This window comes from Roseateles sp. (assembly GCF_039929605.1).
Classification (GTDB): Bacteria; Pseudomonadota; Gammaproteobacteria; order Burkholderiales; family Burkholderiaceae_C; genus Pelomonas.
This window is the reverse complement of sequence record NZ_JBDSQX010000089.1, coordinates 1-26,975: the sequence shown is the minus strand read 5'-3', so window position 1 is coordinate 26,975 and position 26,975 is coordinate 1. Positions and strand designations below refer to the sequence as shown.

At 66.8% G+C, this 26,975-nt stretch carries 23 protein-coding genes and 1 tRNA gene; 17 read left to right on the top strand and 7 right to left on the bottom strand.

From position 1 onward, the window contains the following. A partial coding sequence (locus ABIS05_RS12210) for a hypothetical protein (protein WP_348010020.1) occupies nt 1-284 on the top strand: 284 nt, incomplete at its 5' end. Nucleotides 285-364: 80 nt separating this feature from the next. Next, nucleotides 365-1,942, top strand: coding sequence for an ABC transporter substrate-binding protein (locus tag ABIS05_RS12205; RefSeq protein ID WP_348010019.1), 1,578 nt, complete (start codon nt 365-367; stop codon nt 1,940-1,942). A 444-nt stretch (nt 1,943-2,386) separates the two neighbouring features. Here ABIS05_RS12205 and ABIS05_RS12200 read toward each other — a convergent pair whose 3' ends face one another. The 3 genes from ABIS05_RS12200 to ABIS05_RS12190 all read right to left on the bottom strand — a co-directional run bounded on the left by ABIS05_RS12200 (nt 2,387) and on the right by ABIS05_RS12190 (nt 3,823). Further along, a complete protein-coding gene (locus ABIS05_RS12200) occupies nt 2,387-2,887 on the bottom strand; it encodes an endonuclease V (RefSeq protein ID WP_348010018.1) in 501 nt (166 codons plus the stop codon). A gap of 9 nt (nt 2,888-2,896) precedes the next feature. Further along, nucleotides 2,897-2,984: transfer RNA gene (locus ABIS05_RS12195), tRNA-Ser, on the bottom strand. A 14-nt stretch (nt 2,985-2,998) separates the two neighbouring features. After that, the gene (locus ABIS05_RS12190; protein WP_348010017.1) at nt 2,999-3,823 is read right to left on the bottom strand and encodes a symmetrical bis(5'-nucleosyl)-tetraphosphatase; all 825 of its coding nucleotides are present in this window, start codon (nt 3,821-3,823) and stop codon (nt 2,999-3,001) included. Between the two features lie 184 nt (nt 3,824-4,007). Here ABIS05_RS12190 and ABIS05_RS12185 point away from each other — a divergent pair, with 184 nt between their 5' ends. The 5 genes from ABIS05_RS12185 (at nt 4,008) to ABIS05_RS12165 (ending at nt 9,293) form a co-directional block, all read left to right on the top strand. Beyond that, a complete protein-coding gene (locus ABIS05_RS12185) occupies nt 4,008-4,967 on the top strand; it encodes a PEP-CTERM sorting domain-containing protein (protein ID WP_348010016.1) in 960 nt (319 codons plus the stop codon). A gap of 84 nt (nt 4,968-5,051) precedes the next feature. Beyond that, nucleotides 5,052-6,242: a glycosyltransferase gene (locus ABIS05_RS12180; protein WP_348010015.1), complete on the top strand. Its 1,191-nt coding sequence runs from the start codon at nt 5,052-5,054 to the stop codon at nt 6,240-6,242. 107 nt (nt 6,243-6,349) lie between these two features. Beyond that, complete coding sequence (locus ABIS05_RS12175) at nt 6,350-7,654, top strand: hemolysin family protein (RefSeq protein WP_348010014.1); 1,305 nt, start codon at nt 6,350-6,352, stop codon at nt 7,652-7,654. After that, nucleotides 7,651-8,385, top strand: coding sequence for a SapC family protein (locus tag ABIS05_RS12170; protein ID WP_348010013.1), 735 nt, complete (start codon nt 7,651-7,653; stop codon nt 8,383-8,385). Before ABIS05_RS12175 ends, ABIS05_RS12170 begins: the two co-directional genes overlap by 4 nt. A gap of 221 nt (nt 8,386-8,606) precedes the next feature. Then, on the top strand, nt 8,607-9,293 hold the full coding sequence (locus tag ABIS05_RS12165; protein ID WP_348010012.1) for an N-acyl amino acid synthase FeeM domain-containing protein: 687 nt from the start codon (nt 8,607-8,609) through the stop codon (nt 9,291-9,293). Between the two features lie 182 nt (nt 9,294-9,475). On the opposite strand, the gene ABIS05_RS12160 is transcribed toward ABIS05_RS12165, so the two are convergent. Together ABIS05_RS12160 and ABIS05_RS12155 are read right to left on the bottom strand one after the other, a co-directional pair. Then, complete coding sequence (locus ABIS05_RS12160; protein ID WP_348010011.1) at nt 9,476-12,184, bottom strand: TonB-dependent receptor; 2,709 nt, start codon at nt 12,182-12,184, stop codon at nt 9,476-9,478. A 460-nt stretch (nt 12,185-12,644) separates the two neighbouring features. After that, nucleotides 12,645-13,391: an IclR family transcriptional regulator gene (locus ABIS05_RS12155; RefSeq protein WP_348010010.1), complete on the bottom strand. Its 747-nt coding sequence runs from the start codon at nt 13,389-13,391 to the stop codon at nt 12,645-12,647. 68 nt (nt 13,392-13,459) lie between these two features. On the opposite strand from ABIS05_RS12155, the gene ABIS05_RS12150 reads away from it, so the two are divergent. The 6 genes from ABIS05_RS12150 (at nt 13,460) to ABIS05_RS12125 (ending at nt 20,045) form a co-directional block, all read left to right on the top strand. Further along, nucleotides 13,460-14,428, top strand: a complete 969-nt coding sequence (locus tag ABIS05_RS12150) for an MBL fold metallo-hydrolase (protein WP_348010009.1) — start codon at nt 13,460-13,462, stop codon at nt 14,426-14,428. Nucleotides 14,429-14,571: 143 nt separating this feature from the next. Continuing rightward, nucleotides 14,572-16,152: an FAD-dependent oxidoreductase gene (locus ABIS05_RS12145; RefSeq protein ID WP_348010008.1), complete on the top strand. Its 1,581-nt coding sequence runs from the start codon at nt 14,572-14,574 to the stop codon at nt 16,150-16,152. Further along, nucleotides 16,145-16,342, top strand: coding sequence for a DUF2783 domain-containing protein (locus tag ABIS05_RS12140; protein ID WP_348010007.1), 198 nt, complete (start codon nt 16,145-16,147; stop codon nt 16,340-16,342). Before ABIS05_RS12145 ends, ABIS05_RS12140 begins: the two co-directional genes overlap by 8 nt. Nucleotides 16,343-16,389: 47 nt before the next feature. Further along, a complete protein-coding gene (gene hmgA / locus ABIS05_RS12135) occupies nt 16,390-17,685 on the top strand; it encodes a homogentisate 1,2-dioxygenase (protein WP_348010006.1) in 1,296 nt (431 codons plus the stop codon). 134 nt (nt 17,686-17,819) lie between these two features. Then, the gene (fahA, locus tag ABIS05_RS12130; protein WP_348010005.1) at nt 17,820-19,058 is read left to right on the top strand and encodes a fumarylacetoacetase; all 1,239 of its coding nucleotides are present in this window, start codon (nt 17,820-17,822) and stop codon (nt 19,056-19,058) included. 375 nt (nt 19,059-19,433) lie between these two features. Then, nucleotides 19,434-20,045: a hypothetical protein gene (locus ABIS05_RS12125; protein WP_348010004.1), complete on the top strand. Its 612-nt coding sequence runs from the start codon at nt 19,434-19,436 to the stop codon at nt 20,043-20,045. Between the two features lie 64 nt (nt 20,046-20,109). Here the strand turns inward: ABIS05_RS12125 and ABIS05_RS12120 are convergent, their stop codons facing one another. Both ABIS05_RS12120 and ABIS05_RS12115 read right to left on the bottom strand, forming a co-directional pair. Continuing rightward, nucleotides 20,110-22,467, bottom strand: coding sequence for an FtsX-like permease family protein (locus tag ABIS05_RS12120; protein WP_348010003.1), 2,358 nt, complete (start codon nt 22,465-22,467; stop codon nt 20,110-20,112). Further along, nucleotides 22,460-23,161: an ABC transporter ATP-binding protein gene (locus tag ABIS05_RS12115; protein ID WP_348010002.1), complete on the bottom strand. Its 702-nt coding sequence runs from the start codon at nt 23,159-23,161 to the stop codon at nt 22,460-22,462. The genes ABIS05_RS12120 and ABIS05_RS12115 overlap by 8 nt, the downstream gene beginning before the upstream one ends. 131 nt (nt 23,162-23,292) lie before the next feature. Between ABIS05_RS12115 and ABIS05_RS12110 the strand changes: the two genes are divergently transcribed. The 4 genes from ABIS05_RS12110 to urtA all read left to right on the top strand — a co-directional run. Next, nucleotides 23,293-23,868 carry a hypothetical protein gene (locus ABIS05_RS12110; RefSeq protein WP_348010001.1) on the top strand — a complete coding sequence of 192 codons (576 nt, stop codon included), beginning with the start codon at nt 23,293-23,295 and terminating at the stop codon, nt 23,866-23,868. Nucleotides 23,869-23,881: 13 nt separating this feature from the next. Further along, nucleotides 23,882-24,898, top strand: a complete 1,017-nt coding sequence (locus tag ABIS05_RS12105) for a histidine kinase (protein ID WP_348010000.1) — start codon at nt 23,882-23,884, stop codon at nt 24,896-24,898. Beyond that, nucleotides 24,895-25,650 (top strand): LytTR family DNA-binding domain-containing protein, encoded by a 756-nt coding sequence (locus ABIS05_RS12100; RefSeq protein ID WP_348009999.1) that lies wholly within the window; start codon nt 24,895-24,897, stop codon nt 25,648-25,650. Before ABIS05_RS12105 ends, ABIS05_RS12100 begins: the two co-directional genes overlap by 4 nt. Nucleotides 25,651-25,859: 209 nt before the next feature. Next, nucleotides 25,860-26,975, top strand: a 1,116-nt coding sequence (gene urtA / locus ABIS05_RS12095; RefSeq protein ID WP_348009998.1) for an urea ABC transporter substrate-binding protein, incomplete at its 3' end; no start/stop codon positions are given.

Genomic DNA, 26,975 nt, shown 5'->3' with positions numbered 1-26,975 from the left:
GCCGCCTCGAAGCGGGCGTCACCCGCGGCGACATCCTTGCGGAGATGCGCCGCAACCCAGCGCCCGACGCGCCGTTCAAGGAGTGGACCATCGACAAGAAGGACGTGCTGCAAAACGTGGAGTTCATCTCCAGCGCGGAAGCGTCGGCAGTCTTCATCGAGACCATGGCGGAAAACATTCCGGATCTCGCGCGGCGGGCCGAACTAACTGCTGCCGCGCAGAGGCTGCGCATGGAAGCCTTTATGCGGCGCAAGCTCGCACCGGACAACACGAAAAGAGAATAGCCACGGTCCTGTTGCCGCAGTATCGGCAGGCCCTTTGCGCCGCTCCTAAACTGCCGTTTCCGTGCAGTTGGGAGATGGCGATGAGGCGATGGATGGTGGTGGCGCTGTTGGGCGTGGTGGGCATGGCTTGCGGCGCATCTGCACAAACCCTGCGGTGGGCCGGCCAGGGTGACCCGCAGACCATGGACCCGCACTCCCAGAACGAGACGCTGACGAACAACGTCAACTCGCAAATCTACGAGCGCCTGATCACCCGCGATGCCAGGCTGGCCCTCGTGCCCGGTCTGGCCACGTCCTGGGCCCAGACCGGCCCGCTGACGTGGCGTTTCAAGCTGCGCCCCGGCGTCAGGTTCCACGACGGCACGCCGCTGACTGCCGACGACGTCGTCTTCTCCATGCAGCGCGCCAAGGCGCCGACCTCGCAGGTCGCCGTCTACGCGAACGCCGTGGGGGTGGCCAAGCGCGTCGACGACCTGACGGTGGACTTCCAACTGGCGGCCTTCGACCCCATCTTCCTGCAGCACGTCGAGCAGCTCTGGATCGTCAGCCGCAAGTGGTGCGAGGCCCACCACGTGACCCAACCGCTGGACTTCAAGAACAAGGAAGAGAGCTTCGCCGCCGTCAACGCCAACGGCACCGGGCCCTTCATGCTGGTCAGCCGCCAGCCGGGCATCAAGACCGTGCTCAAGCGCAACCCGAACTGGTGGAACAAGTTCACCGGCAATGTGCAGGAGGTGGTCTACACACCCATTGCCAGCGACGCGACGCGCCTGGCGGCGCTGGTCTCGGGCGAGATCGACCTGGTCAACGACCCCGCCCCGCGCGACGTGGCGCGGCTGCGCAACACGGCCGGCGTCAAGGTCATCGACGGCCCGGAGAACCGCCTCGTCTTCATCGGCATGGACCAGGCGCGCGACAAGCTGCTCTACGGCAAGGTGCCTGCTGACAAGAACCCCTTCAAGGACCAGCGCGTGCGCCGCGCCCTCTACCAGGCCATCGACATCGAGGCGATCAAGTCCAAGCTGATGGCGGGCCAGTCCGTGCCCACCGGCGGGCTCACGCCGTCGGCAAACGCCTCCTTCGACGACCCGGCGCTGCAGACCCGCCTGCCGTTTGACCTCGCAGCTGCGCGCAAGCTGATGGCTGACGCCGGCTTTGCCAACGGCTTCGAGGTGACGCTGGACTGCCCCAACAACCGTTACGTCAACGACGAGGAAATCTGTACCGCGCTGGCGTCGATGTGGGCGCAGCTGAAGATCAAGGTCAAGCTCAACGCGATGCCGCGGGCGCTCTACTTCCCCAAGCTGGAGAAGCTGGACACCAGCCTCTTCATGTACGGCTGGGGCGGCAGCATCACCGATGCCGAAGTCATCCTCACGCCCGTGTTTCGTAACCGGGGGCCCAAGGCCGTGGGCGACTACAACTACGGCAACTTCCGCAACGACAAGGCCGACGCGCTGGCCGCGCAGAGCAGCGTCGAGCAGGACGCGAAAAAGCGCGAGCAGCTCATCCGCGGCGCGCTGGCCGAGCTGCGCGAGCAGGTCAACATCATCCCGCTGCACCGCCAGGTCATCCCCTGGGCGGCGCGCGCGAACGTCACGCCGGTGCACCGGCCGGACAACTTCGTCGAGCTAGCCTGGGTGCAGATCAGCCGCTGATTTCCGCCGCTTTACGGCCCACTGAGCGCGGGCGCGGCGCGGCACGCTGGCCCAGTCCAGAACCTGACCTGACCCACGCCCTCGTCACCGGCTACGACAAGCACACCGGCCGCGTGAAGACCGACCTCGCGGCCATCCTGTCCGAGTACACGACGGCCAAGCGCCGGTTCGGTCGCTTCCAGCTGCTGGGCTGCGCCGACGACCCCCGCTGCAGGCAACTGCAGCAAGGTCATCGTCGGCAGCGACTCGACGAGCACCGACGTCGATCAGTTCACCGACGTGGTCAGCTACAACAAGGCCGCGACGACGACCAACAAGTGGAACCTCCTCGGCAACGGCAAGAAGCTGTCCGTCGCCGTCTCAGGCCAGCCCTGAGCCGGCGTTAACCGATAACGTGCGCTTCGGCGTCCCCCGTGCCGTGCCGGGGACCGCATCCTGGCGGACTCAGTCCGTGTTCTTCGCCAGGCGAGCCACCAGCTTCATGAGCGTGGGAACGCGCTTCCTGCCGTGCATCGCGCGCAGGCGTGCCTTGGCCGCGCCGATGTCGATGCCCGCGCAGGTCACGGTCAGCGGTTTCGTTTCCTCTTCTCGCATCACCTCGAATTGCGCCGGCAGGCCGGGCCGGCCTGTCTTGGAGACGCCGACGATGGGCGTGCCGCCGCCGAGGGCGTGAAACAGGTGCTGGCCCAGCCCTGGCGTTTCATCCGCATCCAGATGGACGAAGCCGTCGATCAGGATGAGCTCGGGTTCCAGCTGGTGTTCGCGCAGCAGTTGCATCACGCAGGGCAGTTCGCGGAGGTCGAGCTCTGCGCGCGTGGCCTTCTCGACATGGGCGATGTGCGAGAGGTAGGTCTTCGTCGCTTCAGGCGAATCCCAGGCGTCGAAAGCGACGGCGGCTGCCTGCGCTTGCGCGCCGTTGAGATGGACGGCTACTGCGAGTTTCATGAAGGAGGGTGGCGGAAGCTGTGAGATTCGAACTCACGGGCCGTTACCGGCCGACGGTTTTCAAGACCGTTGGGTTAAACCACTCCCCCAAGCTTCCGAAGGGACCGGATTCTACGAGCCCGGCTTCTGTGCCTGCTCGCAATTCACCTGGATGATTTCTCGGCGTGTGCCGTCGATGCGCGCCGCCGTCAACTGGCCGCCCCAGATGCAGCCGGTGTCCAGCCCCAGCAGCGTCGGCCGGTCCAGCAGGCCGAGGGTGGACCAATGGCCGAAGGCGATGGGCACGTCGACCGTGCGCCGGCCGGGCACGTCGAACCAGGGCATGAAGCCTTGCGGCGCGGCGCCGGCGCCGTCCTTGGTCTTGAAGTCCATCTCGCCGTCTGCGCTGCAGAAGCGCAACCTGGTGAGGGCGTTGACGGTGAACCGAAGGCGGTCGTTGCCAGTCAGATCGGGGTGCCAGCGCGCCGGCTGGTTGCCGTACATGGCGTGCAGGAAGTCGGGCAGGGCGGGGCCGCGCAGCACGGCTTCCACCTCGCCGGCCAGGGCCAGCGTGTCTTCGCGGCTCCATTGGGGCACGACGCCCGCGTGCACCATCAGCCAGCCGGCTTCGAATGCGGCCAGGCGCTGGTGGCGCAGCCAGTCGAGCAGCGCGTCGCGGTCGTCGGCCTGGAGGATGGGGGCAAGGGTGTCACTGCGGTGCTGCGGCGTCACGCCGTGGGCGACGGCGAGCAGGTGCAGGTCGTGGTTGCCGAGCAGGCAGCTGGCCGTGTCGCCCAGCGCGTGCAGGCAGCGCAGCGTGGCGAGCGACTGGGGCCCGCGGTTGACGAGGTCGCCCAGCAGCCAGAGCCGGTCTCGCGAGGGCGAAAAGTCGATGCGGGCCAACAGCCGCTCGAAGGCGCTGCAGCAGCCCTGGAGATCGCCGATCAGGTAGTTCATCCCCCGCATGCTAAGGGGCGGCGGCTGTCGGATTTCTTGACAGCAGTGCAGCGGATTTCTGAAGGTGGTTTCTAAGTCGTTGGCACTGCACATAAATTCGCAGTGGCGCGAATTTTGCGAAATGACGCACGCCCCAGGCTGGTGCGCCCGCCTGTGGACTGCTGCTTCACCCTTGGAGATAACCATGTACAACGAAAACAACGCGCCCCGCGCCAGGCTGCTGAGCCTGCTCGTGGCAGCGGCCTGTGCCGGCGTGTCCGTCACGGCGGCTGCCGACCCGACCATCACGCTGACGGCGGTCTACGCGATGAACGGCGGCGCCGACACCGATGCGGTGGCCGAACAGGGCTTCACCGGCTCCGACTTCTATTTCAACAAGTCGGACGCTGGCTCCAACGTCTTCTTCCACACCTACGGCTCCACGGGCAGCACGACCTACTTCGGCGCGCGCGCCTCGGGTGGCGGGACTGACTTCTACGCCAGCACCAGTGCGCTCTACAGCGGCACGTACACCAACACGTCGGGCAGCGCCCTGATGCTGGACTTCTCCTTCTACGTGGACGGCGGCGAAACGGCGCTCTCTGGCGTCGGCGACGGCTCGGCCAACACGCGCTTGCAGATCCGCCGCAACGGCTCCATCGTCAGCCAGGGCGATACGCTGATCATGCAGGCAGCGGGCATCACCACCTGCTCCGAGAGCGACATTGGCGCTCTGGGCAACTGGGCCAGTTGCAGCGCGGCCGATGCCGGCGGCGCTTACGGCGCCGGTGGTTCCTACATGGTGGGCCTGGGTCTGGTCGCTGCCGGCGAGACCATCACCATCGACTACGACATCATCGCCACGGTCAGTGGCCAAGGCATCGTCCACACCTGTGGCGGCGGCTACGGCGGTTATGGCGGCTATGAAGGCTACGGTGGCTACGGCCAGGGCGAGCCCCAGCCTACCTATCAATGCAGCGACTTCAGCGGCATCGCCCGTTCCGGCGACCCGTTTGGCCAGGGCACGCTCAACTTCGTTGATGACTTTTCGCTGAACGCGACGGCGGTGGACCTGCCTGAACCCGGCAGCCTCGCGCTGCTCGCGGCGGCCGGCGGTGGCTGGTGGCTGAGCCGACGCCGACGCAGCGGCGGCGCGGCCGGCTGATCCCAGGCCTCGGCCTCTTTTTCGGCCCTTCATGGAGCGGCACCTGCGGGTGCCGCTCTTTTTTCACCCCTAGACTCGCGCGCCATGGCTCGCTACGCATTCATCTGGGAACTCGGCGGCGCCTATGGCCACCTGGGTCGCATGATCCCGGTCGCCCGGGAACTGCAGCAGCGCGGCCATGAGGTCGTCTTCATCATCCGTGAGCTGGTGGAGGCCGAGCGCCTGCTGGGGCCGCACGGTTTCAAGTGGTACCAGGCGCCCTTGTGGATAGGCCGTGTGCTGCACCTGCCCGACCCGCTCAGCCTCGCCGAGCTGCTGATGGGCTTTGGCTTCCTCGACCCACCGGCCCTGCTCAGCATCTGCCGCGCCTGGCGCAACCTGCTGGCCGCGCTGGCAGTGGACGCGCTGTTGTTCGACTGTTCGCCGACTGCCGTGGTCGCCAGCCGGGGGCTGGGGCTGCCCAGCCTCAACCTGGCCAATGGCTTCCAGGTGCCGCCCACCGCACGGCCGCTGCCGCCGCTGCGCTGGTGGCAGAAGGCGCCGCCGGCGCGGCTGCTGGACTCGGAGCAGCAGATCGTGCACGTGACCAACCAGGTGCTCTACGAGCTGGGCGCGCCGCCCATCGAGAACGTGCTGCAGATCCTGTCCGGCGGCGACGACGTCTTCGCCACCTTGCCCGAGCTGGACCACTACCCCCAGCGCGCGGGCGGCGACTTCGTCGGCCCCATCTACGCCCTGGGTCGCGGTGAGGCCGTGCACTGGCCGGCCAAGGGCGCTTTGAAGGTGTTCGCCTACCTGAAGCCTGACTACGGCGGCCTGGACGCGTTGCTGACCGTGCTGAGCCAGCTCGACGCCAGCGTGCTGGTGCACATCCCCGGCGTGTCCAAGCGCACCATCGAGAAGTTCGGCAGCGACCAGCTGCAGATCTCCCGTCAGCCGCTGGACATCGAGCAGGTGCGCCAGAGCTGTGACGTCGCCGTGCTGCACGCGGGCCTGAGCACCGTGGCCGCGATGCTGTTGGCCGGCAAGCCGGTGCTGCTGTTCCCGCAGCAACTGGAGCAGACGATGTTTGCCCGCTCGGTGGAGACCCTGGGTGTGGGTGTCTCCATCGCCGAGGCGGCGGCCCAGTTCCCGCGCCTGGTCAAACGTGCGCTCGCCGACGCCTCGCTGGCGGAGAAGGCGCGGCAGTTCGCCGACAAGTACCGTGGCTACGACCAGCAGCACGCCATCCGCGCGGTGGCCGATCGCTGCGAGGCCCTGCTGGGAAAGGCGTGACTCGCTCCGGGAATGCGCGGTGGGCGCCGTCATGGCCATCTGCTAGTCTCCCGGGCTTCGTTTTCGACCCCGCGCTGCCCCGAGTTTTCTCGCGTTCGGCGCTTTAGATGGACACCGCCCTCGTTCTCTTCCTGATTGTTCTCAACGGCCTGTTCGCGATGTCGGAGATGGCGTTGACCGCCAGCCGCAAGGCCCGGCTCCAGGTGATGGTGGAAAGCGGCGAGAGCGGCGCGCAGGCCGCGATGGACCTGCACGACAACCCGACCAAGTTCCTGTCGACGGTGCAGATCGGCATCACCGGCATCGGCGTGCTCAACGGCATCGTCGGCGACGCGGCCTTCTCCGGCCCGCTGTCGCTGTGGCTGAGCGAGACCTTCAACCTGCAGCCGCATGCGACGCAGATCGCCGCGACGGCGCTGGTCGTGGTCATCATCACCCTGCTCACCATCGTCTTCGGCGAACTGGTGCCCAAGCGCATCGGCCAGATCTACCCCGAGACGGTGGCTCGACTGGTGGCGCCGCCGATGAACATCATCTCCCTGGTGGCGCGCCCGCTGGTGCGCACGCTTAGCCTCTCGACCGAGGCGACGCTGGGGCTGATGGGCCTGCGCAACCGGGGCCAGCGCGGCGTGACGGAAGAAGAGATAGCCGCCAGCCTGGAGGAGGGCCGCGACGCCGGCGTCATCGAGGAGCACGAGCACCAGATGGTGCGCAATGTGTTCCGCCTGGATGAGCGCCAGGTTGGCTCGATGATGATCCCGCGCACCGAGATTGCCTGGCTGGAGGTCGATGCGACGCCGGCCGAGGTGCTGGCGGTGTTGCGCGAACATGGCTTCAACCGCTACCCGGTTTGCCGCGGCGGCTTGGCTGAGGTGCTCGGTGTGGCCAACGCGCCGGCGCTGCTGGCCGGCATGCTGGAAGGCCAGCCGCTGGACCTGATGGCGGGCCTGGAGGCGCCGCTCTTCGTGCCCGAGACGCTGTCGGGCATGGAGTTGCTGGACCATTTCCGCGTCTCGGACGCGCCCCTGGTCTTCGTCGTCGATGAGTACGGCGAGGTGCAGGGCGTGATTGCCGTGCGCGATGTGCTTGAAGCCATTGCCGGGGAGTTCAACGCTCCGAGCGATGGTGATGCCTGGGCAGTGCAGCGAGAGGACGGGAGCTGGCTGATCGACGGCCTGATTCCCGTGCCCGAGCTGAAGGACCGCCTGGTGCTGAAGGAACTGCCCGAAGAGGACCGTGGGCGCTACAACACCCTGGCCGGCATGATCATGCTGCTGCTGGGGCGCTTGCCGCGCACGGCCGATGTCGTGGAGTGGGACGCGTGGAGATTCGAGGTCGTGGACCTCGATGGCAAGCGTGTGGACAAAGTGCTGGTCAGTCGTCTGGCCGATGAAACTGGAGAGAGAACATGAGCAACCCCCCGATGTACGGCGAACTGCAGCCGCTGGACCGCGAAGTCCACAAGAACCTCAAGCTGGACACGGCCGCGCCCGTCGTGAGCCGCGTGGCCGATCAGAACTCGGTCTTCCTGGCCGCCGTGGAGTTCGGTGATGCCTGCAAGGAATTCCCCGTCGTCTTCGTGCGCACGGGTGATGCCGGCGCCGACGGCAAGCAGCCCGTTGCGCCGCTGGCGGTGCTCGGCCTGAAGCCGGGCTCCAACCTCTTCGTCGACGGTGACAAGTGGACGGCCACCTACGTGCCGGCTTATGTGCGCCGCTACCCGTTCGCGATGGCCCGCCTGGACGGCAATGCCAACAACCTGGCCGTCTGCTATGACAGCAAGTGGACCGGTTTCGGCGAGACGACCGGCGAAGCGCTGTTCGCCAACGGCGAGCCGACCGAGTTCCTGCAGAACGCCCGGGCCTTCCTCGAGAACTTCGAGCAGGAAGCCGAGCGCACCCGCCTGATCTGCAATCTGCTGGTCGAGATGGACCTGTTGCAGGACATGCGCTTCGAAGCCACCCTGCCGGGTGGCGAGAAGCTGGACGTCGAGGGCTTCCTGGCCCTGGACGAAAAGAAGTACGCCGAGCTGGCCGACGACAAGGTGCTGCAACTGCATCGCAATGGCCTCGTCGCGCTGATCGAGATGCACCGCCTGTCCATGGGCAACATGAACCGCCTGGCGGCTCGTTACGCCGGTTGAGCGAGGCCTGACCGGCTTCCCGTCACGAGAGGGTCACGCCATGCGTGGCCTTCTTTCGCGGATGCAGTCAGAAACCTTCGCGCCAAGTTGTCCCCTGTTCGGGTGACTTATGACCACGTCCTAGGGAAAGCAGATGTATCTGTCTGTTTGCCATTGGGAAAAGTCACACGCCAATCTCTAGACTTGCCTGCTCTGCGCATCGGGCGCCAAGGACGCAGTTGATGTTCCCCAATTTCAAAGAAAGCCGCCGCGCGCCGCTCAATCCCTTCGGTGGCCCACCGTTGGAAATGAACAGCGACTTCGGGGCGTTGGAGGGTGATGCGTTGGGCCTTGTGGAACGCCGTTACGGCGACCGCGGCCTGGCGGTTTCGCGTGAGCGTTACAGCAGTCGTAACGAGGCGGGAGACATCGTGTGCACCGCTAACGACGGGGACAAAATCGTTGGCACGTTGTCGGTTCGATTCGACGGGCCGGGTGGCCTGCACGCCGACAAGCTATTCCAGGAAGAAATGGCCGAGTGGCGAGCTGCCGGCATCACGCTTTGCGAATTCGGTGGTCTGGCGGTTGACAAGCATTCCCACGAACCCAAGCGCGTGCTGGCCCAGATCTTTCACCTTGGCTATCTGCATGCCCACCGCCGCGCACGCGTCGCGCGCCTCGTCATCGAGGTGAACCCGCGTCATGTAGCCTTTTATCGCCGCTGGCTGGGCCTGCTGCCCTACACCACGGCGCGCCACAACCCGCGTGTGGACGCGCCCGCCGTGTTGATGAGCTTCGACTTTGCGACGGCACGCGAACAGATCGCGCTGCTGGGTGGCCGCCCCGAGTTGCTCTCGACGTCGCGCTGCTTGTACCCGCTTTTCTGGGACGAGGCCACCGAGGCCGCGATGCTCGCCAAGATCACGTGATCTAGGGGGTCATCTCATGCTGCACCTTGCTGCAGCTGCAAGAAGAAGGGGCCTCGAGATGGGCCCCTTCTGCTTTGCAGATGCTGGTTAAAGTCCTTTTTTTGTCGCGCTTACTGGCGACATCACGGCGATAAAAAAGCCGCCCGGCGCAAACCGGGCGGCTTTTCAACTGGAACGGCCTATCAGAACGAGTAGGTGGCGCGCGCGTAGTAAGTGCGACCGGCCGCGTTGGCGTAGCGGGAATCCCAGCCGCCGGATTGGAACAGGTCGCCCTGGTTGGTGAACGGCGGATCGCGGTCGAACAGGTTGCGGATACCGACCACCAGCGAGGCGCCCTTGATCGGCGACCAGCTGCCGTACAGGTCGGTCGTCGTGAAGGCTGACACGTGGTTGGTCGGGGTGAAGTCCAGATAGCCCGACTTGTAGTGCACCGCCGTGCCTAGGGCGAAGCCGCTGTAGGCCCAGTTCGCCGTCAGGTTGTGCTGCCACTTGAAGACCGGGCCGGCACCGACGTAGCGGCCGACGTTCTGGTTCCAGGGGCCACCCTGGAAGTCCTGGTACTCGTACTCGTTGACGAAGGTACTGTTCAGCGCGAAGTCGAACTGGCCGACGTTGGAACGCAAGCGGTACTGGGCGCTCAGGTCGATACCGTTGGTGTTCGTGCCACCGAGGTTCTGGTTGAGCTGTTCCACGTAGCCGCAGCGCGGGCCGGGGCAGTTGCTGGTGATCGACAGCAGATTGCCGGGCTGGGAGAAGTGGAAGTACTGCTTGAACTGATCGTAGTTCGCGAACAATGTGGACTGCGGCAGCACCGCGATCGCGTTCTTGATCTTGATCGCCCAGAAGTCGATGCCCAAGCTGACGTCGGCCATCGGCTCGAACACGGCGCCCAGCGTGTAGTTCCTGGCCTTCTCAGGCTTCAGTTCGATGAAGCCGCCGTTGAGCACCTGGAACTGTCCATTGCAGTTGGCAGCCGATGCGCCAGGGATGGCGGTGCCGCCCGGGCAGTTAATCGGGTTGTTGAAGTTGCCGGCCGTGTTGGTGTAGGCCGTGGAGCTGTAGAGCTCAAACAGCGTCGGCGCGCGGAAACCCGTCGAGGCCGAGCCGCGGAACAACATCTCCTTGCTGGGCTGGAAGCGGAAAGACAGCTTGGGGTTGGTGCTCTTGCCGAAGTCGCTGTACCTGTCATGGCGCAGCGAACCGGTCAGCTCCAGGGTCTTGGTCACCGGCACGTTGACCTCGGTGTACAGCGCCGAGACCTTGCGCGTGCCCTTGGCGGTGGCATCCGGGTCGACACCGGTAGATGCCGAAACGAGCTGAGCGAATTCGCGGATCGGGTGGGAGTCGAAGTCCTCGGTGCGGCGCTCAACACCGACGGCGATCTGCGCCGGGCGGCCAGCGCCCAGCCAGTCACCCAGCTCGCGACTGGCCGTGGCCTTGAAGATGCGGACCTTGCCGGTCGCCGTCTGCAACTTGCCGTTCAAGGCCGCCTTCTCCAGCAACGCGGTGCTTGCAGCGCTCTGCGCGCCGAAGGGGTTGATGACGCCTTCGAGCAGGCCTTCGCCGATCATGTCCCCGTCACCGTAACCGCCGGTCAGATTCTGGTCGACTGTGTTCTTGTTCATCGAGAACTTGATCGAGTAGTCCCAGTTTGCGGCGTTGCCGTCGACCGACAGCACGAGGCGGCTTTGCTTGTTCTCGTTCATCTGCGCGCGCGAGCCATTCGGGAAGTCGCGCCAAAGAACGTAGGCAAACCCCGTTTGCACGTCCACCGGGTTGGCGAATGCGGCCGAAGGATTGAAGGCGGGAGCACCGGCACTGCCGTCGTCGAAGGTCGGGTCGATGTGGGACGTCGGGAAATAGGGGTTAGGCTGACCATTGGGCATGGTCGGGTTCATGTAGTAGCCGCCGTAGGGCACGGGGGCGATGCGCGTCGTGACGCGGTTGCGGGTCATGAAGCCCTCAGCGCCCAGTTCCAAGGACTCGTTGACGCGCAGCGTGCCCTTCAGCATGCCGGAGACCGTGTTCGACTTGGGTGCGAAGTCTACGAAGTTCGGCGTGACGATCTTGCACTGCGTGCCGCCGGCGATGGGGATCAGCGCCGTGCCCGCGCAGGTCGGAGCGGCCGGGTTGTACAGCGTGCCGAAGTCTTGGGTGTAGTTGGCGGGGTCGGTGCTGTTGGACAGACCACCCACGATGCGCTTGTTGAAGGCGCGCTGGTCGCCGGCGATGGCGTCTTCCTTCTTCACGCTGAAGAAGCCCAGTACGTTGAAGCCCTGCTTGCCCAGATCACCGAAGCCGAAGCCAAGATTGGCGCTCCTGGCTTCGCCGCCGGCGTGCTGGGGCAAGTCGACGCCTAGCGTGATCGTGGCGCCGTTGTAGCTTCGACGGGTGATGAAATTGATGACGCCGCCGATGGCGTCGGTGCCGTACAGCGCCGAGGCACCGTCACGCAGCACTTCGATGCGCTCGATGGCCGCAAACGGGATCATGTTGAGGTCAGGCGCGGAGCCGTCGACCGCGTTGTTGGCGATGCGTTCGCCGTTCAGCAGGATCAGCGTCTTGTCGGCGCCAATGCCGCGCAAGTCGGCGAAGGAGGCACCGCCGCTGCCCGAGCCAATCGATTGGGCGGCATTGGTCGACTGCTGCACGCCCGTCAGGCTGCTCATGATCTGCTCGACCGACGTCACGCCTGAATTGCGCAGGTCAGACATCTTGATGACCGTGATCGGCACAGACGATTCGGCGTCGATGCGCTTGATGGCCGAACCGGTGACGGTCACCCGCTCCATCTGTTGACTTGCCGGGGTGGCTGGCGTGGTTTGCGCCCATGCGCTGAAGCCGCTCACGGCCATCAGGACCGCAACGGTAATTCGGGTTTGCTTGTGCATCAGTGCTCCTGGAAAGATTGGCAAACGGGTGGTTTGCCAAAAGGTTCGGCCAAAACGCTGCGCCCGGTCAGGGCGCTGGCTGGTGAACTAATTCTCCTGGCTGGTAAAAACCCAGGGTGCCTAGGGCATGCCCTATTCGAGGGCTATTAGGCACGGTGGTTCAGCCAAGTGAAGGGCAACGCTTTGATTTAAAAAGGTTTTCTTAAAAATCTACAAAAATTCAGCCGTGGAGATCGATGCATTTCACCAAATAGCAATGTTAATTAACAGTGTAGCAATGATTGTAAGCAATAGATCGATCATTTATGATATTTAAAAAGCTTAAAGTAATCATTAATGACATATAAAGTAATTATTGACTAAGATTGGCAACGTGTGACTTGCAAAGACGCCGTTCAAATTGCAAAAAATAGTTTGTGAGAGATCTCTAGAAGAATCCTTTCGCACGCGTTGCGCTAACTCAGTGGCCGAGCTGGTGCGACAACCGTGTGGCGGCGTCTCGCAGGGCGGTTGTCAACGCGCCCGTCGGGGAGGTGTCGAAGCTCGCGCTTGAGCCGATGGCCGTCAGCGCCAGCACCAGCCGCCCCGCCGCATCGAAAACCGGCGCCGCCGCTGCGCTGACGCCCAGCACCACGCCGTCGCGCGACGTCGCCAACCCCGCCTCACGAACCGCGGCGATGGCGGCGGCATCGGGCAGGGGCTCGCCCAACGCAATGGCGTCGTCGGCGCGCCAGGTCGCGAACAGGCGCCCCGACGCCGTGCCGGCCACGCTCATCACCGTGCCGTGCCGCATGCTGATGTGCACTGGCGTCGGCCCCTCGGCCACACGCACGACGGTGGGCCCGCGCGTGCCCCAGACGGCGATCGCCACCGTGTGGCCGATCTGCAGGGCCAGCTCCTCGATGACCGGCGTGGCTAGCCGCACCGGGTCGTACTGTTGAAGGCTGATGAGGCCCAGTTGCAGCGCCAGCGGGCCCAGGCCATAGAAGCCGGCGCGGCCGCTGCCGCCGTCCTGTTCCACCAGGCCCAGCTTGATGAAGCTCACCAGATAGGGATGAGCCTTGGCCGGCGTCATGCCCGCCCCTCGGGCCAGGTCCTTCAACGCCATCGGTCGACCGTGGTGGGCGAGCGCCAACAGCAACTGGCCGCCGACCTCGATGCTCTGAATGCCCCTCGGCTCGTTCTTCTTGCCCTTGACATCGTTCATGCCAAAAATTCTATATTGGCGAATTGATTTGTTATGGGCTAAATTTCGGGGCCGACCTTGGAGACCGCATGACGATCAAAGCCTTTGCCTCGCAAGCCGACCTGGAAGAGAAGAAGGTCACCTTCGAGCGTCTCTCGGAGCACGCCTGGGCATACACCGCCGAGGGCGATCCCAACACCGGCATCGTCATCGGCCGCGATGCGGTGATGGTGATCGACACCCAGGCCACGCCGTTCATGGCCGCCGACGTCATCCGCCGCATCCGCGATGTGACGGCCGCGCCCATCAAGTACGTGCTGCTCAGCCACTATCACGCGGTGCGGGTGCTCGGCGCGTCCGCCTTCAAGGCCGAGGGCCTGGAGCAGGTCATCGCCAGCGAAGCGACGTTGGCGCTGATCCATGAGCGCGGCGAGCAGGACAAGGCCAGCGAGATCGGCCGCTTCCCGCGCCTGTTCCGCAACGTCGAGTCCGTGCCGGCAGGGCTGACTTGGCCGACGCTGACGTTTTCGGGCCGGCTGACGCTGGATCTGGGCGGCGTGAAGGTCGAGATGTTCTGCCCCGGTCGCGGGCACACGGCGGGCGACACCGTGGCTTGGCTGCCGCAAGAGAAGGTGTTGTTCAGCGGCGATCTTGTCGAGTTCGACGCGACGCCGTACTGCGGCGACGCCCACTTTGCCGATTGGCCGGCCACGCTGGATGCGATTGCGGCGTTGGATGCCGCTGTGCTGGTGCCCGGCCGCGGCTCGGCATTGAAAGGCGCCGATCAGGTCGCCGCAGGCCTCGGCGGCACGCGCGCCTTTGTCAGCGAGCTTTACGCGGCGGTGCAGGGTGGCGTGACGGCCGGCGAGGAGCTGAAGGCCGTCTACCAACGCGCCATGGCCGCGCTGCGGCCCAAGTACGGCCACTGGGTCATCTTTGACCACTGCATGCCCTTCGACGTGACGCGCGCCTTTGACGAGGCCGGCGGCGCCAGCCACCCGCGTATCTGGACGGCCGAGCGCGACGTCGACATGTGGAAGGCCCTCGAAGGCGCCTGAAATGGAGCCCCTCGTCCAAGGCGTGCCTTGGCCGGTCCCCCTGGGGGACGGCGATGCTTGCCGGATTGACCGGCAAGCACATCGCCATGGCGGGCCGGCTTGGGAGCGGCCCGGCGCTCGGCCCGAAATGCGAAAGCGCTGACATGCATCTGCTGCTTTACCCCTATCACCAGAGCCTGGAACAGCGCTCCGGCCAGCCCCAGCGCCGCCCCGTCGTCATCGTCGGCGCCGGGCCGGTGGGGCTGACGCTGGCGCTGGACCTCGCCAAGCGCAACGTGCCCGTCGTCGTCATTGACGACAGCGACCGCATCGGCGACGGCTCGCGTGCCGTGTGCTGGGCCAAGAAGACGCTGGAGGTGTTCGACCGCCTGGGCGTCGGCGAGGCCGTCGCGCGCGAGGGCGTGCGCTGGCAGCGCGGCCGTGTCTTCCACGGCGAGCGCGAAGCCTATGCCTTCGACCTGCTGCCCGAGGCTCATCACAAGATGCCGGCCATGGTCAACCTTCAGCAGGACCAGGTCGAAGCGCGGCTCGTGCGTGCGGCGCAATTGGACGGGCGCATCGAGCTGCGCGGCCGGCATGAGCTGATCGGGCTGGCGCAGGACGAGGCTGGCGCGACGCTGAACGTGCGCACGCAGGATGGCCTCTTCGACATGCGCGCGGATTGGGTCATCGGCTGCGACGGCGCGCGCAGCCCGACACGCGCGCTGCTCGGCCTGGGTTTCAACGGACAAGTCTTCGAGGACCGCTTCCTGATTGCCGACGTGCGCCTGGCCCCGGGCGTGCAGCCGCGCGGGCTCGACCCCGCCAGGCCTGAGCGCTGGTTCTGGTTCGACCCGCCCTTCCACCCTCGCCAGTCCGTGCTGCTGCATGCGCAGGCCGAGGGCCTGTGGCGCATCGACTTCCAGCTTGGGCGCGACGCCGACTTCGAGGCGGAGCGTGACCCTGGCCGCATCAAAGCGCGCGTGGCGGCGATGCTGGCGACTGATCAGTTCGAGCTGGTCTGGTCGTCCGTCTACCAGTTCTGCTGCCGCCGCGCCGACCGCTTCCGTGTCGGCCGCGTGCTGCTGGCCGGTGATGCCGCCCACCAGGTCTCGCCCTTTGGCGCACGCGGCGCCAACAGCGGTGTGCAGGACGCCGACAACCTCGGCTGGAAGCTGGCCGCCGTGCTGAAAGGCGAGGGCGGCGATGTGCTGCTGGATTCGTATGAGTTCGAGCGCATTGAGGCGGCGGACGACAACATCGGCCACTCCACGCGGGCGACCGACTTCATCAGCCCCAAGAGCGGCCTGAGCCTGCGGTTGCGAAAGGCGGCGTTGGACCTGGCGGCGCGCTGCGACTTCGCCAAACCGCTGGTCAACAGTGGCCGCCTGTCCACGCCGACCGAGCATGTCGATTCGCCACTGAGCACCCTGGACGCCGAGGCCTGGGGCGCCGGCCCCGAACCGGGCTGCCCGGCGCCGGATGCGCCGCTGCAGGACGGCTGGCTCAGTGAGCAGTTCGGCGCGGAGTTTGTGCTGCTGGCCTTTGGCTGGTCGCCGCCTGCTGACGGTGTGCGCGTGATCACGCTGCCAGCCGAGGGCGTAGCGGCCACGCGCTATGGCGCGCGGCCCGGCAGCGTTCATCTCATCCGGCCGGACGCCATCGTCGCCGCGCGCTGGCATCGCTTCGAGGCCGACGCGCTGCGCGCCGCGCTCGCCCGCGCCCATGGGAGGCCTGATGACTAAATTGAACCTGACCCCAAATTTCGGGTGCGAAGCCGACGTCTTCTATGCCGAGTTGATTGCTGCGCAGGCGGGCTTGGGCGACGACGAGGGCGCCGACTGGCTGGCGCGGCTGACGCTGATCCTGTGCAACCACATCGGTGACCGCGAGGTGCTGCGGGAAGCCTTCGTGCTCGCGCTCGGATCGAAATGACTGCGCTTGCGCGCGAATCCAAATAGCCGCCCTTGCCCACAAACGCCATGACTGAACTGACTCCACTGAAGTACCTGACCGGCTTCGGCAACCAGCACAGCAGCGAGGCCCTGCCCGGCGCTCTGCCCATCGGCCGCAACAGCCCGCAGCGCGCGCCGCACGGCCTGTACGCCGAGCTGCTGTCCGGCAGCGCCTTTACCGCGCCGCGTGCCGACAACCAGCGCACCTGGCTCTATCGCCGTCGGCCTTCCGTCGTGGTGGGCGGCTACGAGGCGCTGCCGCATGCGCACTGGAAGAGCGGTGCCGCCGAAGGCGAGTGCGCGTCGCCCGACCCGCTGCGCTGGGCCCCGACGCCCATGCATGACGACGGTGACTTCATTGACGGCCTGCGCAGCTATGCCGTCAACGGCGAGCCCGGCATCAGCGGCATGACCGCGCTGGCCTACGTCGCCACACGCGCCATGGGCCGGCGCGCGCTGGTGAATGCCGACGCCGAAATGCTGCTCGTGCCGCAGCAAGGCCGCCTGCTGGTCACGACGGAGCTGGGCCGGCTTGAAGTGGCCCCCGGCTTCATCGCCCTGTTGCCGCGCGGCATGGCGTTCAAGGTCGACCCGCTGGACTTGCCCGCGCGTGGCTATGTCTGCGAGAACCACGGTGCCGCCTTCCGCCTGCCGGAGCTCGGCCCCATCGGCTCCAACGGCCTGGCCAACGCGCGGGACTTCGAGGCGCCCGCCGCCTGGCATGAAACAGACGACGGCGCCTACGAAATTGTCAAACGCTACGGCGGCAAGCTCTGGCGCGCAACGCAGGCCCACAGCCCTTTCAACGTCGTCGCCTGGCACGGCAACCTGGTGCCCTACCGCTGGGACACGTCACGCTTCATGACGATCAACACCGTCAGCTTCGACCACCCGGACCCGAGCATCTTCACGGTGCTGACCAGCCCCAGCGACACGCCCGGTTGGGCCAACGTCGACTTCGTCATCTTCCCGCCGCGCTGGATGGTGGCCGAGGACAGCTTCCGCCCGCCCTGGTACCACCGCAACGTGATGAGCGAGTTCATGGGTCTGGTGCTGGGCCAGTACGACGCCAAGCCCGAGGGCTTCAAGCCCGGCGGCGCCAGCCTGCACAACAGCTTCGTGCCGCACGGCCCCGACAGCGAGGCCTTCGACAAGGCCAGCAGTGCGGACTTGCGGCCCCACAAGCTGGACGCCACGCTCGCCTTCATGTTCGAGACGCGCTGGCCGTTGAAACCTACGGCCTGGGCATTGAACGATGCGCCGCTGGAAAAGAACTACGCCGATTGCTGGCGTGATCTGGGCGACAACTTCACTGCCTCTTGATTCCAATCAACACAGCCACAGAGACACAGAGACACAGAGACACAGAGACACAGAGACACAGAGAAAGCACCACTGTCTCTGTGCCTCAGTGTCTCTGTGTCTCTGTGTCTCTGTGGCTGTGTTCTTCTGCCGTAATGCATCAAATGCTTGATCACACCCACGACGCCGCCACCCTCTCCTGGGTCGCCTCGGCCAACGACCCCGCCACCGACTTCCCGCTGCAGAACCTGCCGTTCTGCAGCTTCCGCCGCGCCGCCACGCTGGAGCCCTGGCGCATCGGCGTCGGCATTGGGGACCAGATCCTCGACCTGACGGGCTGGGGCATCACCGACCTCAACGCGTTGATGGCCCGGCCGAGCAGCGAGCGGCTGGCGCTGCGCCATCGCCTGTTCGACACCCTCATGCAAGGCGCGCCCGAGCTCGAACTGGTGCCGCAGGCCGGCGCCGAATACACCGTGCCCTGCCGCATCGGCGACTACACCGACTTCTACACCGGCATCCACCACGCCCGCGCCATCGGCAAGCTGTTCCGGCCGGACAACCCGTTATTGCCCAACTACCAGTGGGTGCCGATCGGTTATCACGGCCGCAGCTCCTCTATCGTTATCAGCGGCACAGCGCTGCGCCGGCCCAAGGGCCAGGTCAAGCCGCCGGACGCCGACGTGCCCGTGTTCAAGCCCAGTGCCCGCGTCGACTGCGAGCTTGAGCTGGGCCTCTTCGTCGGCCCCGGCAATGCGCTGGGCGAGCCCTTTGGTATCGACGAGGCCGACGAGCACGCCTTCGGCCTGACGCTGCTCAACGACTGGTCCGCCCGCGACATCCAGCCCTGGGAGTACCAGCCGCTCGGTCCCTTCTTGGCCAAGAACTTCGGCACCACCATCTCGCCGTGGATCGTCACGATGGAGGCGCTGGAGCCCTTCCGCATCCCGTTCACGCGGCCCGAAGGCGACCCTCAGCCGCTGCCCTATCTCGACTCGCCCGCCCACCGCGCCAACGCCAGCTACGACATCGAACTGGAGGTCTGGTTCAAGACGCCGGCTCTTGCCCAGCCGACGCGCCTCTCCCGCTCCAATCTGCGCCACGCCTACTGGTCGCTCGCGCAGATGCTGACCCACCACGCCAGCAACGGCTGCAACCTGCAGCCGGGCGACCTGCTCGGCACCGGCACCATCAGCGGCCCGGCGCCCGAGGAGGCCGGCTCCCTGCTGGAGCTGACGGGTGGCGGCAAGCAGCCCATCACGCTGCCCAACGGCGAGACGCGCACATTCGTGCTCGACGGCGACCAGCTCGGCCTGCGTGCATTCGCGCAGAAGCCTGGCTTTCGCCGCATCGGATTCGGCGCCTGCGACGGCGTCATCACGCCTTCAAGCTGACCCCGTCCCACCGCCAACAAGCAGAAGTTCGTCGTGCCATCCGTGTGGTCGAAATTTGGGGCGCGGCGTCCCCGACCTGTGGTGCCCTTTTGCCGGCTCTGCGAACGCTGCATGGGTTCATACCCGCAGCCAGGAACTGGCGGTCAAAACGTGCAGCTTCCTGGCAGCTCGTCTCGTCGACGGTGCACCGCAAGCGACCGCAAACTGATCACCAGAACGGCGCCCTGTTGACGGCCGCGCGCGCGGCCAGCATCATCCTCGGCCCGTCCTTGTCTCGCCCCGCATGGATATGCTTTTGCCTTCTAGGTCAGGCGACGAGGCCGATTGAAAAATCACTGTCCTGAGGGCGACCCGGGGCGAACTGGGAGACCAACTATGTCCAAGCATTGCAAGCAATACACGGTGATGGAGGTCAGGCGGCTGATTGAGGCCTCTGAAGGCAAGGGGCCGGGAGTCGGTGGCCACGCTGTCAAGGAGCACGGCAACGCCCGTGTCGACGTCACGAGCCGTGGCAAGGGCAAGGACGGTGCCTTCAATCGCGGCTGGTCGGTCGCGGTCAAGCCCACCTCCTCCTTCGAGGACTCGATCATGAAAGGTGTATTCGACGACGACTACGAGCCGGCACCTGCGCACATCAATCGTTTCAACAAGTCCAGCGACCAGTACCTTGCGGTCTGCAACGCACTGAACTCGGACTGGGGCCAGGTCAAGCTGAAGGAACTCGACAGCGAAGCGGATGTTGGAACCTTCTCACGCGTCTTCGACGCCGAGGTGAACCTTGGGCTGCGCGGTGGCAAGAGCCTGGTGCCGACGGTGCGCAACGCCAACGGCAACGTCGAGTCAGAGTCAGGTTTTGCCCAGGTTCATATCGAACTCTTCAAGATCGCGGGCGCGCTGCATTTGCACACAGCCTTCGCCGTGCAGGGGCCGCCCGGCAAGAACGCGGTGAAAGACCGTGCCAAGGCCATTCGGAACGCGAACATCTGACCGACGGTGGCGGGTTGGGGAATAGGCGCGGAGCGGCGATTGCCCCGATGGGAGCTTGCCGCGCCTAGCCGTAGGCGAGGGCTTGCGCCGCCGGGATTCGCAGCGCGCGCCGTGCGGGCAGGGCGCAGGCCAGCAGGGATATCAACGCCATCAACCCCAGCCAGCCGAAGGCTGTGCCGGCGCTCGGCACCAGCCGCCACGGCACGCTGAACATGATGCGGCCGAAGGCGGCTTCGAGCAGGGCGCTGATGGGCAGAGCCAAGGGCAGCGAGGTCAGCCAGGCCAGCACGACGAGGGTCAGGCCCTCGACCTGGATCAGCGCGAGGATGGCGCCGTCGCGTGCGCCGATGGCGCGCAGCACGCCGATCTCGCGCTGACGTTCCAGCACGGTCAGGCCCATCGTCGAGGCCAGGCCCATCGCGCCGACGGCGATCATCACCAGGCCCATGGCGCCGAGGAAGTCCACCACCATCAGCAGGTGGTCTTCGACGACGCGGCGGTTCTCCGCCTGGGACTGGCTGCCGGCCACGCCGATGCCCGCGTCGGCGAGCGCCGCGCGCAGCTGGCGGGCGGCGTCCAGCAGTGCAAGGGGTGACTCGGGCCGGTCCAGCCGCAGCACGAGGCTGGTGGCGAGGTCGTCGTCGGCCAGCGCGTCCAGCGTCGCGCGCGGCGTGTAGGCCAGGGCCTGCGGGCCGCTGTCGACGAGGCCGACGACGGTCCAGTCGCGGTCAGCGATGCGGTGGCGGCTGCCGACGGTCAACGCAGGTTGCTGCTTCAACAGCAGGCGGCTGACGACGACTTCGCCGTCAGCGGCCAGCCAGCGGCCTTCGAGCAGGCGCGGCGTCAGCAACTGGCCGGCAGTCGGCACGCCGAGCAGCGTCAGCGGCTCGCTGCCGAGTTGGGTGCGCAGGCTGCGCCAGGCCTCGGCCGCTGCAATGCCGGGTACGTCAGCGGCCAGCGCCTCCAGCTTCAAGGCCGACGAGGGTGTGGCGACACGCACCTGCAGCTGGTAGCGCTGCGCGTTGAAGAGATCGTCCACCGAGCCGCGCACGGCGCTGCGCAGGTTGGCCGCGCCCAGATACACCGCGCCGCCACTGGCCAGCGCCAGCACCGTCAGCAGCAGGCGTTGGCGGCGCCTGAAGGCGTTGCCGATGGACAGCAGCAGCGGCCGCGCCCAGCCGCCCAGCAGCGGCACGAGCCGGGCCGCGAGCGCGCCGCGCCGCAGGCTCAGCGCCTGGCCTTCGCGAGTGATGCCCACGTCGCGCAGCGCCTCACCCACCGGGCGGCGCAGCGCCACGCGCAGCGGCAACGCGGCGCCGGCCAGCGGCAGGGTGAGGCCTACGGCGAGTTGCAGTGCGATGGCCCAAGCCGGCGTCGCGACGCCGTCGAGCGGGAAGTTCAGCAGCTCCGCCTTCAACCCGCCATAGGCTCGCCCCAGCCACAGCGCGGCCGGCAGCGCGAGGGCGCTGGCCAGCAGGCCGAGCGCGCCGGCCTGGGCCAGCACCATCGTTCCGATCTGCGCTGGTGAGCCGCCCAGCACCTTCATGACGGCGATCTCGCGCGTCTGGCTCGCCAGCATCGCGCTGACGAGGTTGACGACGAGGAAGCCGCAGGCCAGCAGCGCCAGCAGGCCGAAGGCGCCCTGGGTCATCAGCAGCGAGTCCATCTGCGCGGCGTGGATGTGCTGGCCGGGCTCGGGCACGTCGACGCTCTTCACCGTGTAGCCGGCTGCAAACAGCTTGCCCTGCAAGGCCTCGACCGTGCGGCGCACGTCGGCGCGCGTCGGGTGCTCGTCACGCAGGCGGATCTGCAGCTCGTTGAAGCCGGCCGTTGCGCCCAGCCGCGTCAGCGTGGCTTCGCTGCCGTAGAGGTAGACGAGGTTCTCCATCCAGCCCGGCGCGAGGCTGACGTCGCGCACGAGGCCGGCGATGTCGACCGATTGCGTCTCTGCACCGGCCAAGCGCAGCGACACCGGCTCGCCGACGGAGGCGCCGGAGAAATCCAGCGACGAGCGCTCCATCCACAGGCCCTCGCCCTGCGGTGGCCAGGCGGCGGACTCGGCGCGCAGCCGCGCGATGTCGGGCTGCTGGAAATCGCCGACCGCGACGACGACGGCGTTTCGCGCGCGGCCGTTGGCCTGCACCGATGCCATGACCGACCGCCGCAGCCGTGCTGCCGCGATGCCGGGCTCGGCCCGGGCGAGGGCCAATGCCGGCGCGTCGGCACGGTCCAGCACCAGCGTCGCCGAGACCGGCAGGCTGGCGCGGTAGCCGTCGTCGGTCGCTCGCTCCACGAGCGCCCAGGCGTTCAGGATGGTGCCGGCAGCCGTCAGCCCCAGCGCGACGGCCAGCACGACCAGCAGGCTGCGCGCGCGGTGCTGCCAGAGGTCGCGCCAGGTCTTGCGCGTGCGGCGGTCAAGCATGAAGACGGTCCTCGACGAGACGGCCGTCGCGCAGGCGCAGGCTGCGTTGCACCTGGCCGAGCGCCGCAGCCTCGTGCGTGACCATGACGACGGTGACGCCTTGCTCGCGCGTGAGGCTGGCCAGCAGGGCGAGCAGCGCTTCGGCATTGGCTGAATCGAGATTGCCGGTGGGCTCGTCGGCCAGGATCAGCGCGGGTGCATTGGCCAGCGCGCGGGCCAATGCCACGCGCTGCTGCTGGCCACCGGACAGGGCCGTGGGAAACTTGTCGGCCTGGTCGGCCACGCCCAGGCGCTGCAGCAGCGCGCGGGCCCGCTCGGGCCGCTCGGCCGCGGGCCACTGGTCGCAGAAGTCCATCGGCAGCATGACGTTCTCCAGCGCCGTCAGCGTGGGCAGCAGCTGGAAGAACTGGAACACCACGCCGACCGCGCGGCCGCGCCAGCGGGACAGGGCACGTTCGGGCAGGGCGCGGAGGTCCTGGCCGGCCACCTGCAGCTCGCCGCTGCCGGCGCGGTCGATGCCGGCGAGCAGGTTGAGCAGCGTCGACTTGCCGCTGCCTGAGGGGCCGACGACGGCGACGAATTCGCCGGCGTGGATGTCGAGGTCGAGGTCACTGAGGGCGTGGAAACTGCCGCCCGCTGCGGGGTAGCTTTTGCCGACGCCGCGCAGGCGGATGAGTGCTGGGTTTTCTTGCATGAGGCCAATGTAGGAAGCGGCCGGGCTCGCCGCGCACCGTTGGACGGCACCGTTGTGCCACTCGGCGAAAGGGCCCTCGCCAAGCGCCGCGCGCGTGGCGATGCTGGCGGCATCCCTTCCTTGGAGACGTCATGAAAGCCCTTGTCCTGTCCCTCGTGCTCGCCCTTGCCGGCATGGCACACGCCCAGCATGGCGAGGCCGCAGCTGGCGCGCCCGCCGAGGCTGCGCAGTTCGATTTCCTCGTCGGTCAGTGGGAGCTGGAAGTTGCTCCCAAGGCCAGTGGCCTGGTCGCGATGATCCATGGCACGCCCAAGCTGGTGGGCAGTTGGAAGGCCTGGCGTTCCTTTGACGGCTATGGGCTGGATGACGAGCTGCGCATCGTCGACGCCTCGGGCAACCCGCTGTCGCTCAACCACAGCCAGCGCGTCTTCGATGCCAAGGCCAAGCGCTGGCTCGTCAGCGGGCTGGACGTCTATCGCGCCCGCTTCGGCAGCGCGAGTGGCCAGTGGCAAGGCGGTGAGATGCGCCTGGAGGGCAGCGGCCAGAGCGCCGAAGGCAAGCCGGTGTTGACGCGCACGCGCTTCTTCGAGATCACACCGGAGCGCTTCAAGATGCGCCAGGACCGCTCGCTCGACAATGGCGCAACTTGGGAGGAGGGAACGCTGACCGTGGTGGCCAAGCGCATATCGCGAAAGGCAACTCGCTAGGCGCGGAGCGACGATGGGACGAGCGTGGATCTGGGTGCAATGGCTGATCGGCTGGCTGCCGGTGGCCGCGTTGTTTGCCGTGCTGATGATGACGGTGCATGGCGCGGGCTTCGCGTCAGCGCTGCACTATTCATTGCGGCTGATGGCGACGGCAGCGCTGCTGGGCCTGGTCGTGCATCGCTACACGGCGCGCCTGCCCTGGCCGCATCCCATGCGCTTGGGCTTTATCGCGAAGCACGCCCTCGGCGCGGCGGTGTACGCGCTGGCCTGGGTGGCCGCCAACAGTGTTATCGAAAGCCTCCTGGTGTGGCGCGTCGTGCTCGTGGTGGGCCCGGGGGTGGCGGCCTATCTGGTCACCGGCGTCTGGTTCTACGTGATGATCGCCGGCGTCGCCTACGCCCAGCGGGCCGCCGCGCGCAATGCACAGCTCGAAGCGCTGCAGGCGCACAGCCAGCTGGCGGCGCTGCGGGCGCAGCTACATCCGCACTTCCTGTTCAACGCGTTGCACACGGTGGTGCAGTTGATCCCGCTGGACCCCGCGCGTGCCACCCGCGCGGCCGAGCAGTTGGCGGCGCTGCTGCGGGCGAGTTTCGACAACCCACGCGAGCTGGTGACGCTGCGCGAGGAGTGGGCGGTGGTGCAGCTCTATCTCGACATCGAGTCCATCCGCTTTGGCGAGCGGCTCGTCATCGACGCCGAGTTCGAGCCCGCAGCGTTGAACGAGAACCTGCCCAGCTTTGCGCTGCAGACGCTGGTGGAGAACGCCGTGCGCCACGGCGCCGCGCCGCGGGTGGAGGCGACGACGCTGCGCGTGCGGGCGCGCGTCGAGCGTGAGACGCTGATCGTCGCCGTCGAGGATGACGGCATGGGCACCGAGCCGACTTTGCTGGACGCGGGCGGCACTGGCCTGCGCCGGCTGCGCGAGCGCCTGGGCTGGCTCTACGGCGCCGGCGCTTCGCTCGCGCTGCAGACCCAGCCCGGCCGGGGCCTGCGCGCCGAGCTGCGCCTGCCGCTCAAGGACGAGGCATGAGTGTGGCGGCCGTCACCGCGCTGATCGCCGACGACGAGCCGGTCGCCCGCGCCGGCCTGCGCCATCTGCTGCGCGGCCTGCCCTGGCTGCACTGCGTCGGCGAGGCGGCCGACGGGCCGGCGGCGCTGGCCGAGATCCAGCGCTTGCAGCCGGAACTGGTGTTCCTGGACATCCAGATGCCCGGCCTGCTCGGCACCGAGGTGCTGCGCCGCCTGCTCGCCACCGGCACGGCCCCGCCGCTGGTCATCTTCACGACGGCCTACGCCGAGCATGCGATCACCGCCTTCGAGCTGGGCGCGCTGGACTATCTGCTCAAGCCCTTCGGCGCGGAGCGCCTGCACGCGACGCTGGAGCGCGTGCGTGCGGCTTTGGGCGAGCCTTGCCCACCTGCGTTGGAGCGCCTGGCCGAACTGCTGGCGCGCGGGCCGTTGACGCGGCTCTTCGTGCGCAGCGGTGCGGCCATCGTGCCGGTGGCGGTGGCCGACGTGAGCCACTTCGAAGCCGTGGGCGACTACGTGGCCGTTTACAGCGGCGGTGCCGAGCATCTACTGCACATCGCACTGGCGCGGCTGGAGGAGCGGCTGGACGCGCTGCGCTTCGTGCGCATCCACCGCGGTTGCATCGTCAACCTGGATGCGGTGGCGCGCTTTCGGCGCCTGGCCACCGGGCAGCTCAGTGCCGAGTTAAAGAACGGCCGCGCGCTGCCGGTCAGCCGAAGCCGGTCGCAAGTCCTGCGCGGCCTGGCCGGCTGAGCACGAATCGGGGCGGATGCGTCCCTTGTTGGTGCGAATACACATGCTGCGGTACACCAACGGTGCTGTTTTGATGGCGCTTGCACCAAAACGGTGGTGCACAGATGTCCGTTGCGGGGCGTGTCGAAGTTCACACGTTGGCACGAGCCTTGCGGACTGTGACATCGGCTACCGAACTTCATCCCCACACCCCAATGGAGGTCTCACCGATGCTTCGCCGTTCTGCCCTGGCCCTGGCCGCTTCTGCCGCCGCCGCTCTCATCACCCCCGCCGCCTACGCTGCCGACACCATCAAAGTCGGCGTGCTGCACTCGCTGTCGGGCACCATGGCCATTTCTGAGACGGTGTTGAAGGACACGGTGCTGATGGCCATCGACGAGATCAACGCTAAGGGCGGCCTGCTCGGCAAGAAGCTCGAGCCCGTCGTTGTCGACCCGGCCTCCAACTGGCCGCTGTTCGCCGAAAAGGCCAAGCAGCTCATCTCGCAGGACAAGGTCGCCGTCGTCTTCGGCTGCTGGACGTCTGTGAGCCGCAAGTCGGTGCTGCCGGTGTTCGAGCAGACCAACTCGCTGCTGTTCTACCCCGTGCAGTACGAGGGTGAAGAGCTGAGCAAGAACGTGTTCTACACGGGTGCCGCGCCCAACCAGCAGGCCATCCCCGCCGTGGAATATCTGATGAGCAAGGACGGCGGCGGCGCCAAGCGCTTCGTGCTGCTGGGCACCGACTACGTCTACCCGCGCACGACCAACAAGATCCTGCGCGCCTTCCTGCACAGCAAGGGCATCAAGGACGAGGACATCCTGGAGGACTACACCCCCTTCGGCCACGCTGACTACCAAAGCATCATTGCCAAGATCAAGAAGTTCGCTGCCGAGGGCAAGAAGACCGCCGTGGTGTCCACCATCAACGGCGACTCCAACGTGCCCTTCTACAAGGAACTGGGCAACCAGGGCCTGAAGGCGACGGACGTGCCCGTGGTGGCCTTCTCGGTGGGTGAGGAAGAGCTGCGCGGCGTGGACACCAAGCCGCTGCAAGGCCACCTGGCCGCGTGGAACTACTTCATGTCCATCAAGAACCCGGTCAATGACGCCTTCATCAAGAAGTGGAGCGCCTACGCCAAGGCCAAGGGCATCGCCGGCCACAAGGACAAGCCGCTGACGAATGACCCGATGGAGGCCACCTACATCGGAATCAACATGTGGAAGCAGGCCGTCGAGAAGGCCAAGTCCACCGATACCGACAAGGTCATCGCGGCCATGGCGGGTCAGACCTTCACCGCACCCTCGGGCATCACGTCCAAGATGGACGAGAAGAATCACCACCTG